This is a genomic window from Natrinema salinisoli, assembly GCF_020405205.1.
In the GTDB taxonomy this organism is placed as follows: domain Archaea; phylum Halobacteriota; class Halobacteria; order Halobacteriales; family Natrialbaceae; genus Natrinema; species Natrinema salinisoli.
The window spans coordinates 1,648,821-1,667,164 of record NZ_CP084469.1 but is presented as its reverse complement, the minus strand read 5'-3'; the positions used below and the strand labels follow the sequence as shown (position 1 = coordinate 1,667,164).

Here is an 18,344-nt window from a genome sequence, read left to right as displayed (position 1 = left end):
AGGAATTATCAAAGACTTACGGGAGTGCTCGATAGTGCTGTTCCAACGTTTCGAAATACTCCTGAGGGTCAAATCGATCGAATGCAGATGTACTGGCTGCTTTTCCCATCTGTTTGCGCCGAAGCTCGTCAGTCGCCAATGCGTCAATAGTCGTTGCTATCTCTTCAATGGCGTCCTCTTTAGGAACAAGGACGCCAGTTCCGTTGTCTTGAATCTGTTCTGGTATCCCGCCAGAACGAGAGCCGACGACGGGTTTTCCCGCCATCTGGGCCTCGAGTACGACACCTGGGAAAGGGTCGTTATGTCTCGGGAGATGAACGAAGACGTCGCAGGAGGCGATAGCAGCGATCGCATTCTCGTAGAAGCCGACCAATTGCACGTTTGACCGATTGGCAGCCAGACTTTCCAGTTGTTCTGCATACCCCTCGTGGCCGCTGACCGATCCACCGACGATAGCTATTTGTACGTCTGCATCGATCGCGTCCGCGGCTCGAATCAGCCGATCTTGGCCCTTGTTATGAACGAGTTTCGAGACACTGAGGACAAGTGTCTCGTCTTCGTCGACGTTGATGTCACTTCGGAACGAGAGATGCTGGGGTAACTCGTCAAGCCGCTCAGGCGATGGCAGGCCGTCGTAAATAACAACGATACGGTCGTCATCGATGTCGAAACGTCCAAACATCACTTCCTCTGTCTTCCTCGAGACACAGTAGATCTCGGTGGTAAAGAGTAGGGTGAACCGGGCGAGGGTCTTGGCCACAAACGGAGAGTCAAGATTAACCCGAACGTGACAGACGACAGTTGCCCCTCCGAGCCATCCACCGACTAGCGCGTATGGATACCGAATCTCGTTCACATGGAACACATCAATATTGTTCCTGCGAAGGAGATATCCGAGGTGGAGGGCTGCAAGAAAGGAGCGGAGCAAGAACACGACTTGCCCCAGTGGAGACCGACGCCAACGCAGTGGTTCCGACCACATAATTAAAGTCTCGACATCTGAATCCTCGTATTGTCGAGCGATTCCGGAATCTTCTGGAAGCATCGCTAACGTCTCGTGACCGTACTCTCTCATGCTGTCGGCCATCCGAAACATCCACTGCGAGGCCCCACTGTGAACCTGCGATGTCGACCCGAAGTAGGCGACTTTCATTGGTAGTATTCGTCAATCGAACGGTGGTATTCTTGTCGATCTCTGCTTCCGGGTAAGGGTAACATCAGTAGACACATTAATAACCCGACGGAATGTATATCAAAGCGGATGGTACAACGATTATTGAAAGAAAAGAGGACCCCATTCATTGTACTCGCTCTTACAAGTTTTATTTTAATTTCAGAAATGACATTCGATATTACATATCCCCACTTCCTTTTCGGCAGTCTCACATTGATTGTAATACTCGGCTACCTCATCTACCAGTACGGGCTCGTAAGCGTCCCATCGTTCGTGGGAGTGATATTAATGTACCCCGCATTTGTCCCATTCATAACTCGATACATATATGGGATTGATCATTTCAGTGTCTATTTCGTCAGGGTCGAGAGTGTTGCTCTAGCCAGCAAAATAGTCTCTCTCGTGACCCTAATGTTGATAGCGTACGTCGCTTTTCTTCGTATTTTTCAGTACAACTTCGATCTCGGGAGTGAAAAAAACACGATCCTAACAAAAAATATTATTAAACCAACATTTGTGACATTTACTAGTATCACAGTGTTCAATCTTGTCTGCGTGTTTTTGACTGCACCCGGTCCGACATTGCTCTCCGCCAGTTACAGTGCTTCTGCGTCATACATCCCGTCCTGGGCAATCTGGGCACCCGGTGCGTACATGGGGTCGTGGGTCGTCCTGTTTCTGATGGTAGCAAGAGATGACGTGGCGTCTAGATTCTACTATGCTTTCATACTCGTCACATTCGCTGGGACGTTCTGGTTGCTTCTGCACGGGCGACGGGTCCAAGGAATCGGTATCATAGCACTCTTGTTCGCCCACCTCGTTTGGCATAAACTCAAATTCACTACCAGGGATCTCCTACTGACTTACCGGGGGCAAGGACTTTGTGTTATTTTCGCAATTTATGTGTTCTTACTTTTCGGAATTGGTCGGATACGGAATTGGGCAGGTTTATCCTCTAATGGGGGCGGATCTGGTACATCAGTTACCGAAAAGAGTGGAACCACGGCCGTGGAAACTGGTACAAATTCAACTACGCCCTTAGATACGTTGAATTATGGAGATGGGTTTATCGGAGTCCCGGGCGGTGCCCATGGAGTGTACGGAACCATTCGAGGAACAGTCAGTCTATTCGACACAAAGTACGAATTGCTGTGGGGAGAGACTTTCTTGAATTATATTCCACAGGCAGTTCCAACGCTAGTCAACAAGGCGCTTGGTATCCAGACTCCTTCTCGATACTCTGCGCTTCTCGCAGCGAATTACAACTACAATGGCGGAAATTACTTTTTAAATATATATTATGCGAATTTTGGAGCCGTAGGAGTACTCGTTGCAGCCCTCGTGCTGGCGACTCTCTCAATACTCATGATGCAGCATCTCGAACTCTCGATCCCGGATGGCTCAATCACAGCTGGAATCGCAGCAACTGTCTTCATTAGTTTCGTCCGTATCGCTTGGTACTCTCAACTGACTGGGATCGACATCCTGCAAGGCTTCATCATGTCACTAATATTATATGTGGTTGTTGATCAGATACATGGCCAGGTCAACCTTGGGTAGTATTTCACCAACAACCTCTAATATTGGTCACTCTGAAGCAGGAGTACATGCTCAAAACCCTCTCTACTGACGACGTGCGGAACGTCTTCATTTACGTCGGAGATGCTGTTCGGTGGGACTATCGGCCACAATCGGTGACGGGACGGGGACTATCTATCAAAACGGTAGCAGCATCGATACACAGTCCGACTTCGTTCGCCTCGTTGGCGACCGGCGTGTATCCACCAATCCACGGTGTGACGTCGTTCAACCACCAGATATCGAATTGCCGCAGTATCTTTGAAGTCCCAGGATACGACTCTGCATTTGTCAACTCTATCGGAGAGAATGCTTCCGCCGACGATCCAATCTTCTCGGTTCTTAATGCGGACGATTTTAAACGGGGTCACCCCTTCAAAGAACAGACTGAGCCGTTCCTCGTGATGGAGCGGGGTCCCGGAGGTCACGCCCCGTACGGAAGCTACGACGGAACCGCAGCTGAGTACTTCAAAGACCGTTCTGGAGCCTCTATAGAGCAAATTAGGCAAGAGTACGAAATGACCGTCGAACGCGATGCAGAGCTCTTCGAACGCCGTCTTAATTGGCTACGAGACGAAGGAATACTTGATGAGACGTTAGTCATCTATACATCAGATCACGGAGAACTGCTTGGGGAGGGAGGTTTACTCGGCCACAACGGACGTATGCGCCCCGAATTGGTGTACGTCCCTACGGTGTTCGTACATCCCTCGATCACTGATGAAGAGTGGACAAATAGCATCAATCACGTTGACATTCTCCCGACGGCTCTCGACGTACTTGACAACGATTGGCGCCCCGATAATTTCGACGGCCGGAGTTTGCTAGAGACGACAGAAACTGGCCCCGGAATGAGCTTCTACCGGAACCATGCTCTACCATTCTCACTCCCGTTTGTCTCAGGGGAGCTCACGTACGAGGGTGTGTTTGATGGTGATGGCGGATTCGTGTTCGCGGAGTCTGCTCTACGAAATCGTCTCGCCGTTCTCGCCGGAAAGGTCGCAAAGAGTCCAAAACGGGGTTACCTTTGTCGACATCTCCAGGGTGCACTGGGGTCATTCCACGAAGGGGACAGCGTGTATGGTAATCCTGGATTCGACAAGAATCTCGCCCAAGATCTTCTTACGAGTGTCAAAGACCGTGGTCAAAAAGTGAGACATGTGGATATTTCTGAAGATGCAGAAGACCACCTACGGGACCTTGGCTACATGTGATCGGTAAGGAGGTGGGCCGCAAAACCCCCACCAGGTTGCATCTCGACATCTAGGGTATCGCCTCGATGTACCTTCATTCGAGTTGATTCCGACGCTATCTGGTTGTGTCGGTAGTGTGCGTTGTCACCGTCTTGGTATAACCTCGCCTTGTACCGTCGGTTTGGTTCCAGAAAGTCGAGTTCGATACGTTGCTCACGAGCATTTTCGTTGGTCAATGCGCCAACGAACCATTCCTGGCCCGAACGTCTGGCGATACAGACGTGTTCCCCGATTTCCCCATCACATACCAGCGATTGATCCCAACCAACCGGAGGTAAGTTTTTTAGAAAGTCAAATAAGATCGGGTGAGACTCGTATACGTCAGGATGGTCGGGGAAATGAGAGATTCCTGTATGGACAACTACACATCGTGCTAACTGTCCAACAATAGTGGATTGTATTGCGCCACCGATAGTGTCCCGTTCAGTTGCGTTGTGTAGGTCGAAGAACCCCGGTGTAGCATCCAGTGGGCCACCAATCATGTTCACGAACGGGACCATTGTGAAGTAACCCGGCGGTGCGTGACTGTTCGCTGGGCCGTCACCGAGGGACTGGACGTACTCGCGGCTGAGGAGGTGCGGGTAAGTTCGTCTGACCCCTGTAGGTTTATATGCCTCGTGTGGTACGTACAGGAGTTCGTGTTGGGCTGTCGCGTCAAGCAACTCGTGAACAAAATCGACTGTCTCTCGCGAGTCACCGTCCACGAAGCCATGCTTGACACCGGCGATATCCCAGTCAACCAGCGTCTCAAGGATCGGCTCAATACCGTAGGTACGGAAGGCAAGATCATTGAGGTACGCAATGAGGCGTACATCCCTGTCCCGAGCGTACTCAACGAGCGAAGGTAAGTCAATTTCAAGATCAGGCCCGCGTGGATCCGCATCCGGATCCCGCTCGTTGCCGTACCAACCTGCGTCGACAGTGACGTACTCGATTCCGTGTCGGTTTGCTGCGTCGATTAGCGACCGCAATGAGTCAGCGCTCAGTGAGAACCTCTCGTCGTCGGCAACATACCCCCGACAACGCCAGTCCCAGAAAGCTCGACCCGGAGAGACCCATGAGAAATCATCTTTCGGGACGTCGTTCAGACTCAATAGGAAATCAGAGTCTAGTAGGTCACCTGGCTCCGAACCAAAGAGTAGAACGCGCCATGGAGTAGGGAGTGTTTGCTGGGATTCCACAGGATGAATTAAAGACACTGTAGTATCGTTGACTCCTTCGGCTCTGAAACAGCCGGCATTCACAAGTCTTGCCTCATGAAGCGTGAGAAAGAGTGACTTGTTCTCTTGGCCGAGGGCAACAGTTAGCGGCGTTGATGCTGCCTCGATCTCAGAGAGATCGCTCTGATTCTTTATCCTCGTCCCCAGCCTGTTTGGATACCACGCCTGTACAGGATCAGCAAGTCTCAAACTCGTTTGTTCTTTCGCAACGACACGGTTATCGGTATCAGATAAGGACAAGTATCTGAACCCTACGCCACTCGTAGCTATCCTAAAAACCAATCGGTATGGTTGCCGGTCGGCGTCTACGGTGAGGTCCACCTCAGTCGAAGTTATATTGTGGTTTCGATTAGCACCCCAAATTGACTCCCAGTTATCCGTCACTCTCCGAATCCTATTCACCCTCAAATCGCCGCCTCCGACCGTACCAGATGAGCGGAGTCCAATCAATCCATCCTCTACCACGGTGTGGCCTTCGTAATCAACGGTACAACTAACACCAGAGTCAGTGGCTGCCAAGGAAATAGTCACCTTTCCGTCTGGTGAAGAGAAAAAAAGACGCCCGGCCATGTTGTCATTCTCCCCAGGCCTTCGGGAACGGTCTAGAGCCCAAAAACTGACCGCTGCACTGCCGAGAACACCGCTCCCTGCAAGTAACCGGCGGCGATTCACCTGAGGTGTATCATCAATCATATTCTTCTCCCTGCATGGTACGGCAAGAGGGGTAACAAATCATGTGGCCTCAGGGCCGACTCGGGCCTCAATTCGATGTCGAAGTGACTGATCTAGAATGAGAACGAGACTAGCGTAGGTAACTGCACCAGTCCCGATAATACCACTGATACCGAGAATCGAGTTTGAATCTACAATTAATGCCATAATATAAACAACGAACCCCATCAGCGTCGCACTGAGTATCTGAACTCGTATTGATCGAGGAAATAGATTGACCGACGGAAGTTCGGCAGTAACAGTTCGTGCTAACCAAACGTACCTAATGGTTTCAGCCAGTAGCGTTGCACCAACGACGCCGACAGGCCCAATCTGGATGACAAGAACTACCCCAAGAAGCACATTGATAATCGTCGCAAGGAGCGTGACTTGAGTAACGACGTTCGGCCGGTTGAGTCCATAGGTGGTCTGGAGCAGCGGTGCAGTCTGAGCCCGTATAGTCTGGTGAAGTGCTAGTCCGGCTAACAGTGTGGTCGCAGGTCGGTAGGCTGACCCGTACGTGAGAATCACGAGTTCGGAACCAACGACAAGAGCTCCAGCGAGGATTGGCAAGCTAAAAAAGGAAGAATATCCGATTGTCTGTTCAACGGTGGTACTTGGATCGTTCTCTCGACCCAGCGCTCCACTAACCTTGACGACGAGGCCGCTCGCCGCCGCAGTGGCAACAAACATTCCCGGCATTGTCAGCACCCATGCCGCCTCGTAGTACCCGGCTGCAGTCGTCGACAAGAGAACAGACAGGAGGAACACGTCGAGACTGGTGTAGGTCGTTCCGATAAGAGCATTCGGAACAGCGTAGCGAGCGAATTCCCACCCACGTCGGAGTTCAGTCGAGGACGGGAGCGTAGGCCAAACATTCATTATATGGGCCGCAACTGGCAAAGTTATCAATGTACCTGCAGCGAACCCACCGACGAAACCAGCAGGCCCGTAGTTAGCGATCACCAATCCAACCTGCAACGGGAATGCCAGAACGTAGCGTGATGCTTTGAATCCGGAGCCGACTCCTAAACGGCCGTTTGCCTCGAAGTACTTTTCAATAGCGACACTCGCCGACTCAACCACAACGAATGTCGCAAGGAAGATGGATGCGTACTTTAGGCCGGTCAGATGTTCGAGTGGACCACTGGCAGTTACCGTAACACACACAACGAGAACTGACCACAGACCTGCTACTGACAAAAGTTCGCCTGCTACAGTCTCTTTCCCAATATCGCCGGACGCAAAGCGCGTCTTGACACCATCGGCCCAGCCGATTACGATATTGCTCGCGACCGTCCCCATCCGGAGCAGCAAGTAGACGGCACCGAACAGGGCGGGATCTAAGAGTCTAGCGACGACGATTGCCGTACCAAAACGGGCGACAGCCATGCCCGCGCGAGAAAGTGCAGACTTTAATGTTTCGAGCGGGAGATCAAAATCGACCATTCTGATACTCGCTTTCTCATTTCGGAGCCACCATTACAACCGTTCGCTTTTCCGATAACCTCGCCAATAATGCTTCCGGGTCAAGGACTCCGCATCACATCTTCTGATATCGAAATCTCTTGCTGTAGCCGTCATGGACCTCCTTCAACTCGACGTGTCGCTTCGACTGTTACCAGTATAATAGTAGACAATAATCCGATAGCAGAGACAATAAAACCACAATATTGATACCCGGAACCGGGTATACGTTTATCCATGTCTGACAGACCCAGTGTCTTCATTCTCTCTATCGATTCCCTTCGACGTGACAGGTTTGAGGATGCGATGGCTGATATCGCAAATTCCATCGACCCTGTCGTCTTCCCGAACACGGTCTCCTCGGCCTCGCAAACCATCTCGGCGATGCCCGGGCTCAGTGCGAGCCTCTACCACGATTCGTTCCCGACGTGGGGGTTTCCCAATGATGGCTCGCGAACAAACATGGCCGAGGTCCTCCAGAACGAGGGGTACGAAACCGCGCTGTTCACCGATAACTACCTGTTCGGTGTCCAGTACAACCACGATCGTGGCTTCACGTCCGGCAACCTCGGTCGCCCGACACTCAAGAAACGCCTCGCGGTCAAACTCAAGGAGCGTGACACGACGAAACCGTTGTTCAAGCTGGGCGAGTGGACGTACTTTAACCTCTTCAAGCCGGTTCGTGACGCAATGCCCGGCGACGAGACATTCTATCGCTCGGCCGAAGACCTGAACGCGAACGCGATGCGGTGGCTCGACAGGGAGCAGCCGGAGACGTTCCTCTGCTGGGTCCATTATATGGACACCCACCACCCGTTCGAGCCACCCCAAGAGTACATGGAGCAGTTCGAATTCAACGAAAAGCGATCGCGCTCCGAACTCGGTGAATTCACGCGGAAAGCCTGTAAATCGAACGGCGAAGGCCTCTTACAGGCCGAACTCGAAGACGTCGACACCGCGTACGACGCTTGCTGTGCATACCTCCACGACGAGATGACGCGGTTCATCGACGAACTCGTCGAGAAGAGTCATTTCGACCCCGACGAGGACATACTTGTGCTCACGTCCGACCACGGCCAGTGTCTCGACCGCGAGAAGGGCGTTCTCGGTCACACCCCACCGGCGTTCTGGGAGGAAATTATGAACGTCCCGCTCGCAATCAGTCGGCCGGATTGGGGGGCAGGAACGGTAGACGGGCAGGTGAACCTTATCGACATGATGCCCACGGTGCTCGACGCCGTCGGTGCACCAATCCCGGACGACATCGACGGCGAGCCGAGTTCTGATCCCAAGGAACTGCCGGTTAGCCATACTACCTTTGTCTCGCAGTGGCTCTCGCCCGGCGATGGAGAGATACAGACCTACCGTGGCGTGCGTTCCGAGGATGGCTGGAAGCTGTTCGGCCGGCAAATCGACGGAGAGGACGAAGTTGTCCTCACGAAGTACGATGTCGACGATCCCGAGAACGAGGAATTAATCTACAAATCAAGGGGCACCACCGGACCGAGGAGCGGTGAAGCGGCCGAACGCTGGGACGACCTACTCGAAGCGGTCGAAGCGCATGGGCCAGCACTCGAAATCGGCGACGACGCGGTCGAAACGTCGACCGAGGTCCGGGAACACCTGAAGAGCCTCGGTTACGTCGAATAGCCGGACAGGATCACGTCGTAACCCGTCGTAATACCGTTGCGTACCTGTCTATTGCCTCTTCCTTCTCGTATCGTTCTTCGAAGACGGAGCGTGCACGCTCGCCCATCGCCCGCATCTCGTCGGGATTATCCAGCCAGTGTTCGATGGCAGAGACGATCTGGCCTGGACGCTTCGGGTCGACCCTAATTCCGCAGTTCACCTCCTCGACGATGCGTGCAATCTCCGTCTCCTCGTTCGCGATAGCCAGTATCGCCTGTCCGCTCGCGATGGCCGTGTAGAACTTCGACGAGACACACAGCCCTTCGACGCCCTCCTGCATCGAGACGAGGGCAATGTCTCCCGATGTAAGCGACTCTGGCAGCTGTTCGACCGGTTGATATGGGAGAAACGAGACCGAGTCAAGATCCCGATCCTTCGTCATCCGCACCAGCGTCACCTTCCGACCACCCTCCCCGATGAACTGGAACTGAAGGTCCTCTTCCCGGGAGTCCTCTAGCGTGGCCGCAGCCTCAACAACGCTCTCTAGGTCGTGATGCATGCCGTGATTTCCCGAGTAAAGTATTGTCGTCGGGTCGACAAGGTCGTGCTTTCTCGAGAACTCGTTGTTCGCCTTCTCCTTCGGCTGGATGACCGAGCCGTCCTCCCAGTTGTGGACGACCGCTGTCTCGCACGGGCCGTACTTTTCCGTCAGCGTCTCCTCCATCGTCTCCCCGATGGTGACTGTCAGGCTGGCCGCTTGGTAGGCTCGTTTGTTCAACTGGTCCCACACGCGGTACACGACCCCGTCTTCGGAGAGGTAATCAAGTTCGACGGCCATGTCCGGGTACAGGTCGAGGACAACCGGGACGTACTCGTATCCACGAACCCGCGAGAGCATCCAGCCCAGGATCGGGAGGAACGGTGGCGCTGTCGGCAGCAGTAGAACTCCCATCTCGTCTCGTTTGAACAGGAGGTGGAGGAACGCAGAGAGGAAGAAAACGACGTCATTCGCCATCCGTTTGACGGTGCTCTCGTTCTTGTCGAACCGGGTCGAGAAGATCCGACGAACAGCGACACCCTTGTACATCTCTCGCCGTGGTTGGTCGTCCCTCCGGTCGTTGGGGGCGTAGGCGGGTTGACCGGTGACGACGGAGACATCGAACCCACGCTCTTCGAGCCCGACTGCGAGCTCCGAGAGGACGTTAGCGTTCGCGGAGGTATCCGGGTAGAAGAACTGAGAAACGAGAGTCAATTTGGTATCTGTTTGTTTTCCACGAGGCATCAACTCCCTATTAGGCGATTCATCATCTAAGTCTTTCTTTCAGAGATTCCTATGTTATAAACGTTAAATAAAAATATTGTAATACCAGATACGAGCTAAAAGCTCGTAATGAGGTTTGATTGTACCTCTGCTCAATAGATCTCTATCCGGAATAGTAATCGTTTAATGCTCGACGTAGCCTTTTCATATCATGAGTGATTCGACGGTCCTTGTGACCGGTGGAGGCGGATACCTCGGCTCGATTCTCACTAAACAGCTTCTCGACGACGGACACGATGTCATCGTTCTGGACCGCTTTCTCTTCTGTGACGACGCGCTCGCTGATGTGCGCGACGATGACGAGCTGACCGTCATCGAGGGCGACATTCGCGACGACGGGCTACTCGAAGACACCGTCGCCCGTGCGGACGATATCGTCCATATGGCTGCCATTGTCGGCGATCCGGCCTGTTCGGAGGCCGTTGACGAAGCCATCGAGGTCAACCTCGACGCGACGGTCCGAATGAAGCGCCTAGCCGCCGAACACGACGTCTCGCGGTTCGTCTTCGTTTCGACGTGCAGTGTCTACGGCAATTCCGAAACCGGTTCGATGCTCAACGAAACGTCACCGGTCAACCCCGTTTCCGTCTACGCCCAAACAAAACAGCTCGCGGAGACATCACTGTTGGAGGAGCCGATGGGGCTAGATGTGACGGCACTCCGGTTGGCGACTGTCTACGGGCTGTCGCCGCGGCCGCGGTTCGACCTGGTCGTGAATTTACTCACAAAGATGGCGGTTCAGGAGGGCACGGGGACCATCTTTGGTGGCGACCAGTGGCGGCCGTTCATCCACACACGCGATGTAGCTCGTGGCATTCGGGCAGCCCTCGACGCTTCGGCCGAGGATGTCGCGGGTGAGGTGTTCAACGTTGGACGAGACGACGAGAACTACACGATGGCAGAGGTCGGCGAAATGATCGACAACGCCGTCCCCGAAGCGGAGGTGAAGGTCGACGAGACAGTGAGCGACGACCGGACGTACCGTGTCACGTTTGAGAAATTCCGCGATGCAACCGGTTTCGTCCCGCAGATCAGGCTCCCCGAAGGGATAAAAGAGATACGCGACGCACTCGAGAATGGGACCCTTGAGGATCCTGACTTGCCGCGTCACCAGAATCACGCCTCGGGCGGGAAAGAGGTCGAGTAATGACAGGCAACAAACTCGCAATCGAGGGAGGCGAACCGGTCCGTGAGGATCCGCTCGACTTCGCGACCCCTATCCTTGGTGACGACGAGGTCGAGAACGTCGCGGACGCACTCCGCTCCGGCTGGTTGACCACCGGCGGCCGCGTCGAGGAGTTCGAATCTCGTATCAGCGACCGAGTGGGTGCGACCCACGCGATCGGCACCACCAACTGTACGAGTGCGTTGTACCTCGCGTACCGGGCGCTTGACGTCGAGGGCGAAGTCATCACGACACCACTGACGTTCGCGACTACGGTCTCCAGTGCGATGCAAGCGGGGGCAACACCGGTTCTCGCCGACGTTCGTCCCGACACGCTCACTCTCGACCCTGAATCGGTGAAGGAGGCGATAACCGACGAAACAGAGGCCATCGTCCCGGTTCATTATGCAGGTCAGGCAACCGATATGGACGAGTACCGCGACCTTGCCGCGGACCACGACCTCAAACTCGTCGAGGACGCCGCACACGGATTCGGTGGCTCCTTCGACGGCGAGGCGCTCGGCACCCTCGGCGACGCCGGCTGTTACTCCTTTTATGCAACAAAGTCAATCACCACGAGTGAGGGCGGGATGCTCGTGACGGACAATGACACCCTCTCGGAGACTGCACGCCGACTCCGCCTCGCCGGCGTCAACAAGGACGCTTGGGAACGCGAGGACACCAACAGACCGAGCTGGCACTACGACGTGCAGGCGGTCTCGGGTAAGTACAATATGACGGACGTACAAGCATCCATTGGCCTAGCACAGCTCGGCCGTCTCGAAGGATTTATCGAGCGCCGCCGCGAGATCGCCGACGAGCTCGACGCACAGTTGGCGGACATCTCCGGCGTCCAGCCACTCGCTGTCCGTCACCCGGAGGAACACGCGCGTCACCTCTATCCGATCACGATCGAGCCCGACCTGATCGGGAGAGACCGCGACGCCTTTGATCGAGCACTCGTCGCCGAAGGCTTTGGCACGAGCGTCCACTACATTCCCATCCACCACCACACCGTGTTCGCCGACGTGGACAGAACCAACCTCTCGACGGCCGACGACGCCGCGGCGCGACTACTCTGTCTCCCGTTGCATCCGGGGATGACCGACAAGGACGTGACCGACATAGTGACAGCGGTTCGAAAGGTCTCCCGGAACTAGTCGCCGCCAAGTTTCTGGAAAAGCTTCCTCAACTGCATCCCGACGAGCTTACAGTCCAACCAGAGCGACCACTCGCTCATGTACCAGTCGTCTGCCTCGAGATTGTCGGCGGCGTACCGGCCTTCCTCGAACGACTCGAAATCGACCTGTGCAAATCCAGTGAGGCCGGGTTTGACGTGCCATCGACGCGACCACGCCGCCACGTCCTCTATCCATTCTTCGTCGAGCTCCGGACGCTCTGGCCGCGGACCGACGACACTCATCCGCCCGAAGAGGATTGAGACGAGTTGTGGAATCTCGTCCATGTACGTCGCCCGGAGATACTGACCAACGGCAGTGATGCGTGAGTCGTTGTTATCGTCCATGATGACCGCGCCGGTCTCTGACTCGGCGTTCTCGACCATCGTGCGGAACTTCGGGAGCACGAAGATATCGCCGAACCGCTCGGTGCGTATCTGTCGATAGATGACCGGTCCTGGACTGTCGAGACGAACCGCTATGGCGATAAACGGGACGAGTGGTCCGACAGCAGCGAGTCCGACGATGGCGAAAACGACGTCGAATATTCGTTTTATAAGCTCTTGCCGCTGGGTGAGCGGTGAGGTCCGGACTTCGACGAATCCGTCATCAGTCGACGAGCCGGCGAGTAGCCGAGAATCGGCAGGTTCAGACGTCACTACTGGAATATCATACTTATGGCATTCCTCGAGCACGGCGAAGGCACTCCCCCGGGTTACTTCCGAGAACGCCAAGACGACCCGAGACGGCTTGGCGACAGCCAGTATGGTGTCGAGGCGGGCACCCCCTTCTGTAAGTTCGTCCGCATCTGGGCTGCGGGCCAGTTGGCAGGTGTCACCCGTACTGTCGGCGATGCGGAATAGACTTTCTGTGGTTCTTGGCACGAGGCGGACATAGCCAGTTACCGGCCCGTTGACCGAATCGACCGTGGCGGCGATTATTTCTGGATTGTCACCGACAACAATAGCCCCCTTTCGGTTCTGTTTGACCCGTGACTGGCATACGAGAGCGATACTCGGGACGAAAACCGAGAGCAGAACGATGATTACTCCGACCCCAAGTATGCCGGGCGTGAACGAGGAGGCGACACCGTGGACGGTGACCAGCAAGACTGCGGCCATGATCGTCTGCTGAAGTCCTATACCGACAACGGCGGTCAGTCGCCGTCCAACCGGCTTTGTCAGTGGATACAGCGCTACTGCAGCGGCAAGTGACGAGACGAGAGCGTATCCGATAACAGTCCGACCTGTGTCTTGGAGGACAAGTGTGAGAGCAGCGGCGACGGCACCGATGAGGATGGACGCAAGTAGGTACAGAAGGTACTGCGAGCGCCTGTGTTCCATCGGTTCAATCAGACCTTTTGATGCGAATAAATACTTCGGTTCACCACCCAGCAAGCGTCCCCTATTTCGATATTCGGTATCCGAAACGACTGTCACTGCCCGCGACGATCGACCGGTTCCCTCCACCCGCCGGGATATTCTCGGGAGATATCACACTCTGGTACGCCCAGACTTCGTCGATTATGAGCGAGGCGTGCTGGCTCCTAGGTTGGCTGGCGAAAGTCAGTTGACCGGTCGTCCGGATCGCTCTGAGCGTACAGTATCTCGGGCCGAGACTGGCGTCCCGTTCTGGCATGACGAAGTATCCTCGGCGTCGCAATCAAGACGGAAGTGATCCAGTTCCATCCCTCAAACCCGGTCTCGTTGATTCGACCGTAGTGGATCGCATACGTGGCTCGAATTCACTGTTCCATACCCTCTTCATATTGTGAACAGCACAGATTCGCATACTGATCCGCGCACGCACGTAATATGGAGAGGAGTGCATCTATGGCGAGAACGTTTCTATGCGTAACTGGTGCTCACCCTTGAATATGCACTCAAAGACCACATGCAGGTTCTCGTCGGAATGGCTGTGCTGGTGTGCACCGCTACGGTCGGCTATGGCACGACCATGGGGTTTTGACAACTCTTCCGCCCCGACCATGTCGCGTCACTGACCGACGCCGCGAGCAATAGCTTTGGAGCGATCGCCGCACTCGTGCTTTCCGACCTAACTCGCTGCTACGCCTATGTAACGAATTTCTCGATACAGATCAAATAGTTGTCTGATTCTCGAGAACGGTTCGCTCGTATCGGTACGGTAAAATTTTACCGTGTGAGATGAACGACGAATACGTTCCGCACATAGAATCGTCATCGCCCCCGCGCTACTCGTTTTCTCGGCGGGCCTTGATTTCATTACGGCGCTGTGTACAACGCCAACTGCCCCCATCCGACCGGCGACCAGCTATAGGAGGGGCCACACGAGCCGTTCGCCGCCGAGCGGGTACTATTGTTTGGCGAGGTCCGAACCGTCACTGCGGACGGGGTCACCAGCCAAGTCGTGGACGGCGGCGATGCGATCGAGTCGAACGGAGTATTGGTTTGCTGGACAGCCCGTCGACCTCGATATAGGCATTTTATGTTTGACGGTCGCGACGATGCTAAATCCGTCAAAATCGTCCGATCCATGGCAGGACCGAGTGGAGGCCGAAACAGACGAACGATGGAACGGGAATCGCCGACGGCCCGGACCGATATCGGGAGACTCGAACCGGTTCTACAGGTCCATGCCGCCGTTGACGTCGATCACTTCGCCCGTCACGTACGACGAATCTTTGCTCGCGAGGAAGCGAACGACGGCGGCGACGTCCTCGACCTCGGCCAGCCGCTCGAGGGGAATCCCCGCGATAATTCTGTCGAGCACCTCTTCGGGGACGCTCGCGAGCATGTCGGTGGCGGTAAAGCCGGGCGCGACGCAGTTGGCCGTCGAGCCGCCTTTGGCGAGCTCGAGGGCGATCGTCCGCGTGAACCCGAACATACCGCTTTTGGCGGTCGCGTAGTTGGCCTGCCCGAAGTTGCCCTGTTTCCCGACGACGCTCGAGATATTGATCAAGCGCCCCTCGTCGGCGTTCCAGATGTCGTCGTAGAACAGCTGGGTGCAGTTGAACATCCCACCAAGATTGACGTCCATCACGCGGTCCCACTCTTCGCGGGACATCTCGGTGAACTGCTTGTCGGCGGTGATACCGGCGTTGTTCACCAGGACGTCGCAGGAGCCGAACGCCTCGTGACAGACCTCCCGCATGTGCTCGACCTCCGCGCGGTCGGCGACGTCGGCTCTGGCCGCGACGGCGGAACCCCCCGACGATTCGATGGCCTCGACGGCCTCGTGTGCCGCCCCCTCCGACGAGCGGTAGTTGATAACCACGTTCGCTCCCTCCGCACCGAGGTATTCGGCGATCCCGCGACCGATTCCTTTTGCCGAGCCCGTGATTACACAGGTGCGACCATCCATGGACATAAGTGTTACATTCAACGTCCGATGGTAAATAACGACCTGTTAGTTATCAATCACTGTTGATCGATAATAACCCCACGGAGCGAGGAGACAGTGTCGCCCCCTTCGAGCTGATCTCGAGGTGACTGCCGGAGCGGAACTCGAACGAACTAGAGGTCGCGGGCCTGTTCGATCCAGTCTTCGAGCCGGCTCGGCGAGATACCCGTCTCGGTGGCGAGTTCGGCCACGTCGGCCTCGGCGAGTTGATCGAACGTTTCGATTCCGGCTGCGGTGAGATCTTCGGCGTACGCCTGTCCCACGCCGGTGAGATCGGTGAGGTCGTCTTCCTCGGACTCGATTTCGGACGCGGCGTCCTCGCCGGCGACTTCCTCGACGACGTCTTCGTCGACGGTCATTTCGCCCGGCTCCGCGGGCGCTTCCTGGACGTCGTCGTCACCCCGCTCGACGATCTCTTCGTCCGAGCGGTCCTCGCCGTGTAGCTCGCTCGTCTCGGCGTCGAGGTCGGTACTCGAGCCCGTCTCGACGCTCGAGCCGCCGTTCGCGAGGTCCGCAGCGCCCGACTCGTCGCCGGCGACGTCCTCGGCGAGGGCGGCGTCCGCCGCCTCGGGTTCGGACGGTTCCGGTTCCGATTCGACCTCGGTGCCGTTCGAGCGCTCCTCGAACCACTCACAGACCTCCGGCCAGAGTTCATCGTGACTCCGCGAGGAGACGGACATCCCGATGTGGCCCGTCGCGAACTCGAGGATCTCGGTGTCCTCGGAACTGATCACGTCGTTGAACGGCTTGGACGCCTCCGGCGGGATGAGGTGGTCGTACTCGGCGACGATCTGGAGGACGGGCATGTCGATGTTGGTGATATCGACGCGCTCGCCGTCGACCTCGAGCTCGTTCTCGTAGAGTTGGTTCTCCTGATAGATGTCGCTGACGAACTCGTCGAAGGCGGTGCCCGCCATGTCGATGCCCTCGTCGAGCCAGCGCTCCATGCGGGCGAAGTTCTCGACGAAGTCCTCGTCTTCCATGTTGTCGTAGAAGCGGACGTACTTCGTCACGTTGTTCGCGACGGGGTCCATCAACGCGAAGCCGACGTCTAAGAACGCTGCGGGAACGTTTTCGTAGGCGTCCGTGACCGCTTCGGGGTCGAAGTACTCTTCGTCACCCCAGAGCTCGAGGACGCCGCCGTCGCCGTCGAAGCAGAGGCCGGCGGCCATCAACGCCAGGTTCTCTATTTTCTCGGGGTACAGCGACGCGTACATGGCCGACTTCGTGCCGCCCATGCAGTAGCCGAGCATGTTGATCGAGTCCTGCCCGGAGCGCTCGCGGACGACGTCGACGCAGTTGTCGATGTACCGGTTGACGTAGTCGCTGATCGAAAGCGAGCGATCCAGCTTCGAGGGCTCGTTCCAATCGATCAGGTAGACGTCGAAGCCGGCCTCGAGCAGCGTCTGCACGACCGAGCGGTCGGGCTGGAGATCGAGGATGTAGGGCTTGTTGATCAGCGCGTAGACGATGAGGATGGGAATGTCGTGTTGCTCCTCCGTCATCGGCTCGTAGTGGAGGAGCTCGAGTTTGTTCTCCTCGTAGACGACTGTGCTGGGCGTCTGCCCGACGTCGATGTTCTCGACGGTTTCGGTGCGCTCGGGCGCGACCTGAGTCTTCTCGGCCAGGTCGGCGGTCGCCTCCCAGGCCTGGCGTTGCATGTTCAGTGCGGTTGCGAAGGGGTTGTTCATTGCTCGTCTAGGTGATCGAGGACGCGGTCGAGTTTGGTCTCGACGGCGTGCTGGCGGCGTTCGAGTTCGACGAGGCGGTCACCGATCTCGAGGACGTCGTCTTTGGTCGCGAAGCCGAGGGTTCGCAGCGTCTCCTGGGACGCCTCGTCGGCCTGTTCCTGGAGTTCGAGGATGTCGCCGACGGTCTCGCCGGTCATCTTGGCGAACGCGGTCGTCGACATGACGTCTTTGAACGCCTCGTTGGCCGTGTTGAGCCAGATGTCGCGGAACTCCTCGACGTCGACGTCCTCGCCCTCGAGCTGGTCGTTCATCCGGTCGACCATCTGCTGGGAGGCGTTCATCCACGTCTCGTATGCGCGGGCGTACCCCTCGACCCCGTCGGAGAGTTCGCTGTCGTCGCTAGCCTCGCCGACGGTTTCCGACCAGCTCTCGACGAACTGTGCCTGTGCTTCCATATTGTCCTCGAGGGCCTCGAGGAACTGTTCGTTCCACTCCTCGGCGAACGCGTTCCAGTCTTGCATTGGGGGTTGTGAGTCTGCCATGGGTGAAAATTGACGGTCTACTGTAAAAAATTGG

Annotated in this window: 13 protein-coding genes; 5 read left to right on the top strand and 8 right to left on the bottom strand. The window is 56.1% G+C overall.

The genetic code is table 11. The features are described 5' to 3' along the window. Positions 1-16 precede the first annotated feature (16 nt). Positions 17-1,153 carry a glycosyltransferase family 4 protein gene (locus LDB05_RS08190; RefSeq protein WP_226007432.1) on the bottom strand — a complete coding sequence of 379 codons (1,137 nt, stop codon included), beginning with the start codon at positions 1,151-1,153 and terminating at the stop codon, positions 17-19. Between the two features lie 108 nt (positions 1,154-1,261). On the opposite strand from LDB05_RS08190, the gene LDB05_RS08185 reads away from it, so the two are divergent. Both LDB05_RS08185 and LDB05_RS08180 read left to right on the top strand, forming a co-directional pair. Next, complete coding sequence (locus LDB05_RS08185) at positions 1,262-2,734, top strand: hypothetical protein (protein ID WP_226007431.1); 1,473 nt, start codon at positions 1,262-1,264, stop codon at positions 2,732-2,734. 47 nt (positions 2,735-2,781) lie between these two features. Further along, on the top strand, positions 2,782-3,966 hold the full coding sequence (locus LDB05_RS08180) for a sulfatase-like hydrolase/transferase (RefSeq protein ID WP_226007430.1): 1,185 nt from the start codon (positions 2,782-2,784) through the stop codon (positions 3,964-3,966). Here LDB05_RS08180 and LDB05_RS08175 read toward each other — a convergent pair. Then, on the bottom strand, positions 3,957-5,918 hold the full coding sequence (locus tag LDB05_RS08175; RefSeq protein ID WP_226007429.1) for a glycoside hydrolase family 97 protein: 1,962 nt from the start codon (positions 5,916-5,918) through the stop codon (positions 3,957-3,959). The genes LDB05_RS08180 and LDB05_RS08175 overlap by 10 nt on opposite strands. A gap of 39 nt (positions 5,919-5,957) precedes the next feature. Continuing rightward, complete coding sequence (locus tag LDB05_RS08170; RefSeq protein WP_226007428.1) at positions 5,958-7,385, bottom strand: oligosaccharide flippase family protein; 1,428 nt, start codon at positions 7,383-7,385, stop codon at positions 5,958-5,960. Between the two features lie 324 nt (positions 7,386-7,709). On the opposite strand from LDB05_RS08170, the gene LDB05_RS08165 reads away from it, so the two are divergent. Continuing rightward, positions 7,710-9,053 (top strand): sulfatase-like hydrolase/transferase, encoded by a 1,344-nt coding sequence (locus tag LDB05_RS08165; RefSeq protein WP_226007427.1) that lies wholly within the window; start codon positions 7,710-7,712, stop codon positions 9,051-9,053. Between the two features lie 10 nt (positions 9,054-9,063). Here LDB05_RS08165 and LDB05_RS08160 read toward each other — a convergent pair whose 3' ends face one another. Further along, the gene (locus LDB05_RS08160; RefSeq protein WP_226007426.1) at positions 9,064-10,314 is read right to left on the bottom strand and encodes a glycosyltransferase family 4 protein; all 1,251 of its coding nucleotides are present in this window, start codon (positions 10,312-10,314) and stop codon (positions 9,064-9,066) included. A gap of 190 nt (positions 10,315-10,504) precedes the next feature. Between LDB05_RS08160 and LDB05_RS08155 the strand changes: the two genes are divergently transcribed. Beyond that, complete coding sequence (locus LDB05_RS08155) at positions 10,505-11,500, top strand: NAD-dependent epimerase/dehydratase family protein (protein ID WP_226007425.1); 996 nt, start codon at positions 10,505-10,507, stop codon at positions 11,498-11,500. Beyond that, the gene (locus LDB05_RS08150) at positions 11,500-12,678 is read left to right on the top strand and encodes a DegT/DnrJ/EryC1/StrS family aminotransferase (protein ID WP_226007424.1); all 1,179 of its coding nucleotides are present in this window, start codon (positions 11,500-11,502) and stop codon (positions 12,676-12,678) included. Before LDB05_RS08155 ends, LDB05_RS08150 begins: the two co-directional genes overlap by 1 nt. Here LDB05_RS08150 and LDB05_RS08145 read toward each other — a convergent pair. From LDB05_RS08145 to LDB05_RS08130, 4 genes are all read right to left on the bottom strand, one after another. Then, on the bottom strand, positions 12,675-14,039 hold the full coding sequence (locus tag LDB05_RS08145) for a sugar transferase (protein WP_226007423.1): 1,365 nt from the start codon (positions 14,037-14,039) through the stop codon (positions 12,675-12,677). The two genes, LDB05_RS08150 and LDB05_RS08145, sit on opposite strands and share 4 nt — an antisense overlap. Positions 14,040-15,300: 1,261 nt before the next feature. Continuing rightward, entirely contained in the window at positions 15,301-16,044 is a 744-nt protein-coding gene (fabG, locus tag LDB05_RS08140; RefSeq protein WP_226007422.1) for a 3-oxoacyl-ACP reductase FabG, read from the bottom strand. 146 nt (positions 16,045-16,190) lie between these two features. After that, complete coding sequence (gene phaC, locus LDB05_RS08135) at positions 16,191-17,768, bottom strand: class III poly(R)-hydroxyalkanoic acid synthase subunit PhaC (protein ID WP_226007421.1); 1,578 nt, start codon at positions 17,766-17,768, stop codon at positions 16,191-16,193. Further along, entirely contained in the window at positions 17,765-18,310 is a 546-nt protein-coding gene (locus LDB05_RS08130; RefSeq protein ID WP_226007420.1) for a poly(R)-hydroxyalkanoic acid synthase subunit PhaE, read from the bottom strand. Before LDB05_RS08130 ends, phaC begins: the two co-directional genes overlap by 4 nt. Positions 18,311-18,344 lie beyond the last annotated feature (34 nt).

What these genes read in the sequence shown, in the direction of transcription:
- LDB05_RS08155 (WP_226007425.1), top strand. Translation starts at nt 10,505, where the DNA reads ATGAGTGATTCGACGGTCCTTGTGACCGGTGGAGGCGGATACCTCGGC.
- LDB05_RS08130 (WP_226007420.1), bottom strand. Translation starts at nt 18,310, where the DNA reads ATGGCAGACTCACAACCCCCAATGCAAGACTGGAACGCGTTCGCCGAG.
- LDB05_RS08150 (WP_226007424.1), top strand. Translation starts at nt 11,500, where the DNA reads ATGACAGGCAACAAACTCGCAATCGAGGGAGGCGAACCGGTCCGTGAG.
- fabG (WP_226007422.1), bottom strand. Translation starts at nt 16,044, where the DNA reads ATGTCCATGGATGGTCGCACCTGTGTAATCACGGGCTCGGCAAAAGGA.
- LDB05_RS08185 (WP_226007431.1), top strand. Translation starts at nt 1,262, where the DNA reads ATGGTACAACGATTATTGAAAGAAAAGAGGACCCCATTCATTGTACTC.
- LDB05_RS08180 (WP_226007430.1), top strand. Translation starts at nt 2,782, where the DNA reads ATGCTCAAAACCCTCTCTACTGACGACGTGCGGAACGTCTTCATTTAC.
- phaC (WP_226007421.1), bottom strand. Translation starts at nt 17,768, where the DNA reads ATGAACAACCCCTTCGCAACCGCACTGAACATGCAACGCCAGGCCTGG.
- LDB05_RS08190 (WP_226007432.1), bottom strand. Translation starts at nt 1,153, where the DNA reads ATGAAAGTCGCCTACTTCGGGTCGACATCGCAGGTTCACAGTGGGGCC.
- LDB05_RS08160 (WP_226007426.1), bottom strand. Translation starts at nt 10,314, where the DNA reads ATGCCTCGTGGAAAACAAACAGATACCAAATTGACTCTCGTTTCTCAG.
- LDB05_RS08165 (WP_226007427.1), top strand. Translation starts at nt 7,710, where the DNA reads ATGGCTGATATCGCAAATTCCATCGACCCTGTCGTCTTCCCGAACACG.
- LDB05_RS08145 (WP_226007423.1), bottom strand. Translation starts at nt 14,039, where the DNA reads ATGGAACACAGGCGCTCGCAGTACCTTCTGTACCTACTTGCGTCCATC.
- LDB05_RS08175 (WP_226007429.1), bottom strand. Translation starts at nt 5,918, where the DNA reads ATGATTGATGATACACCTCAGGTGAATCGCCGCCGGTTACTTGCAGGG.
- LDB05_RS08170 (WP_226007428.1), bottom strand. Translation starts at nt 7,385, where the DNA reads ATGGTCGATTTTGATCTCCCGCTCGAAACATTAAAGTCTGCACTTTCT.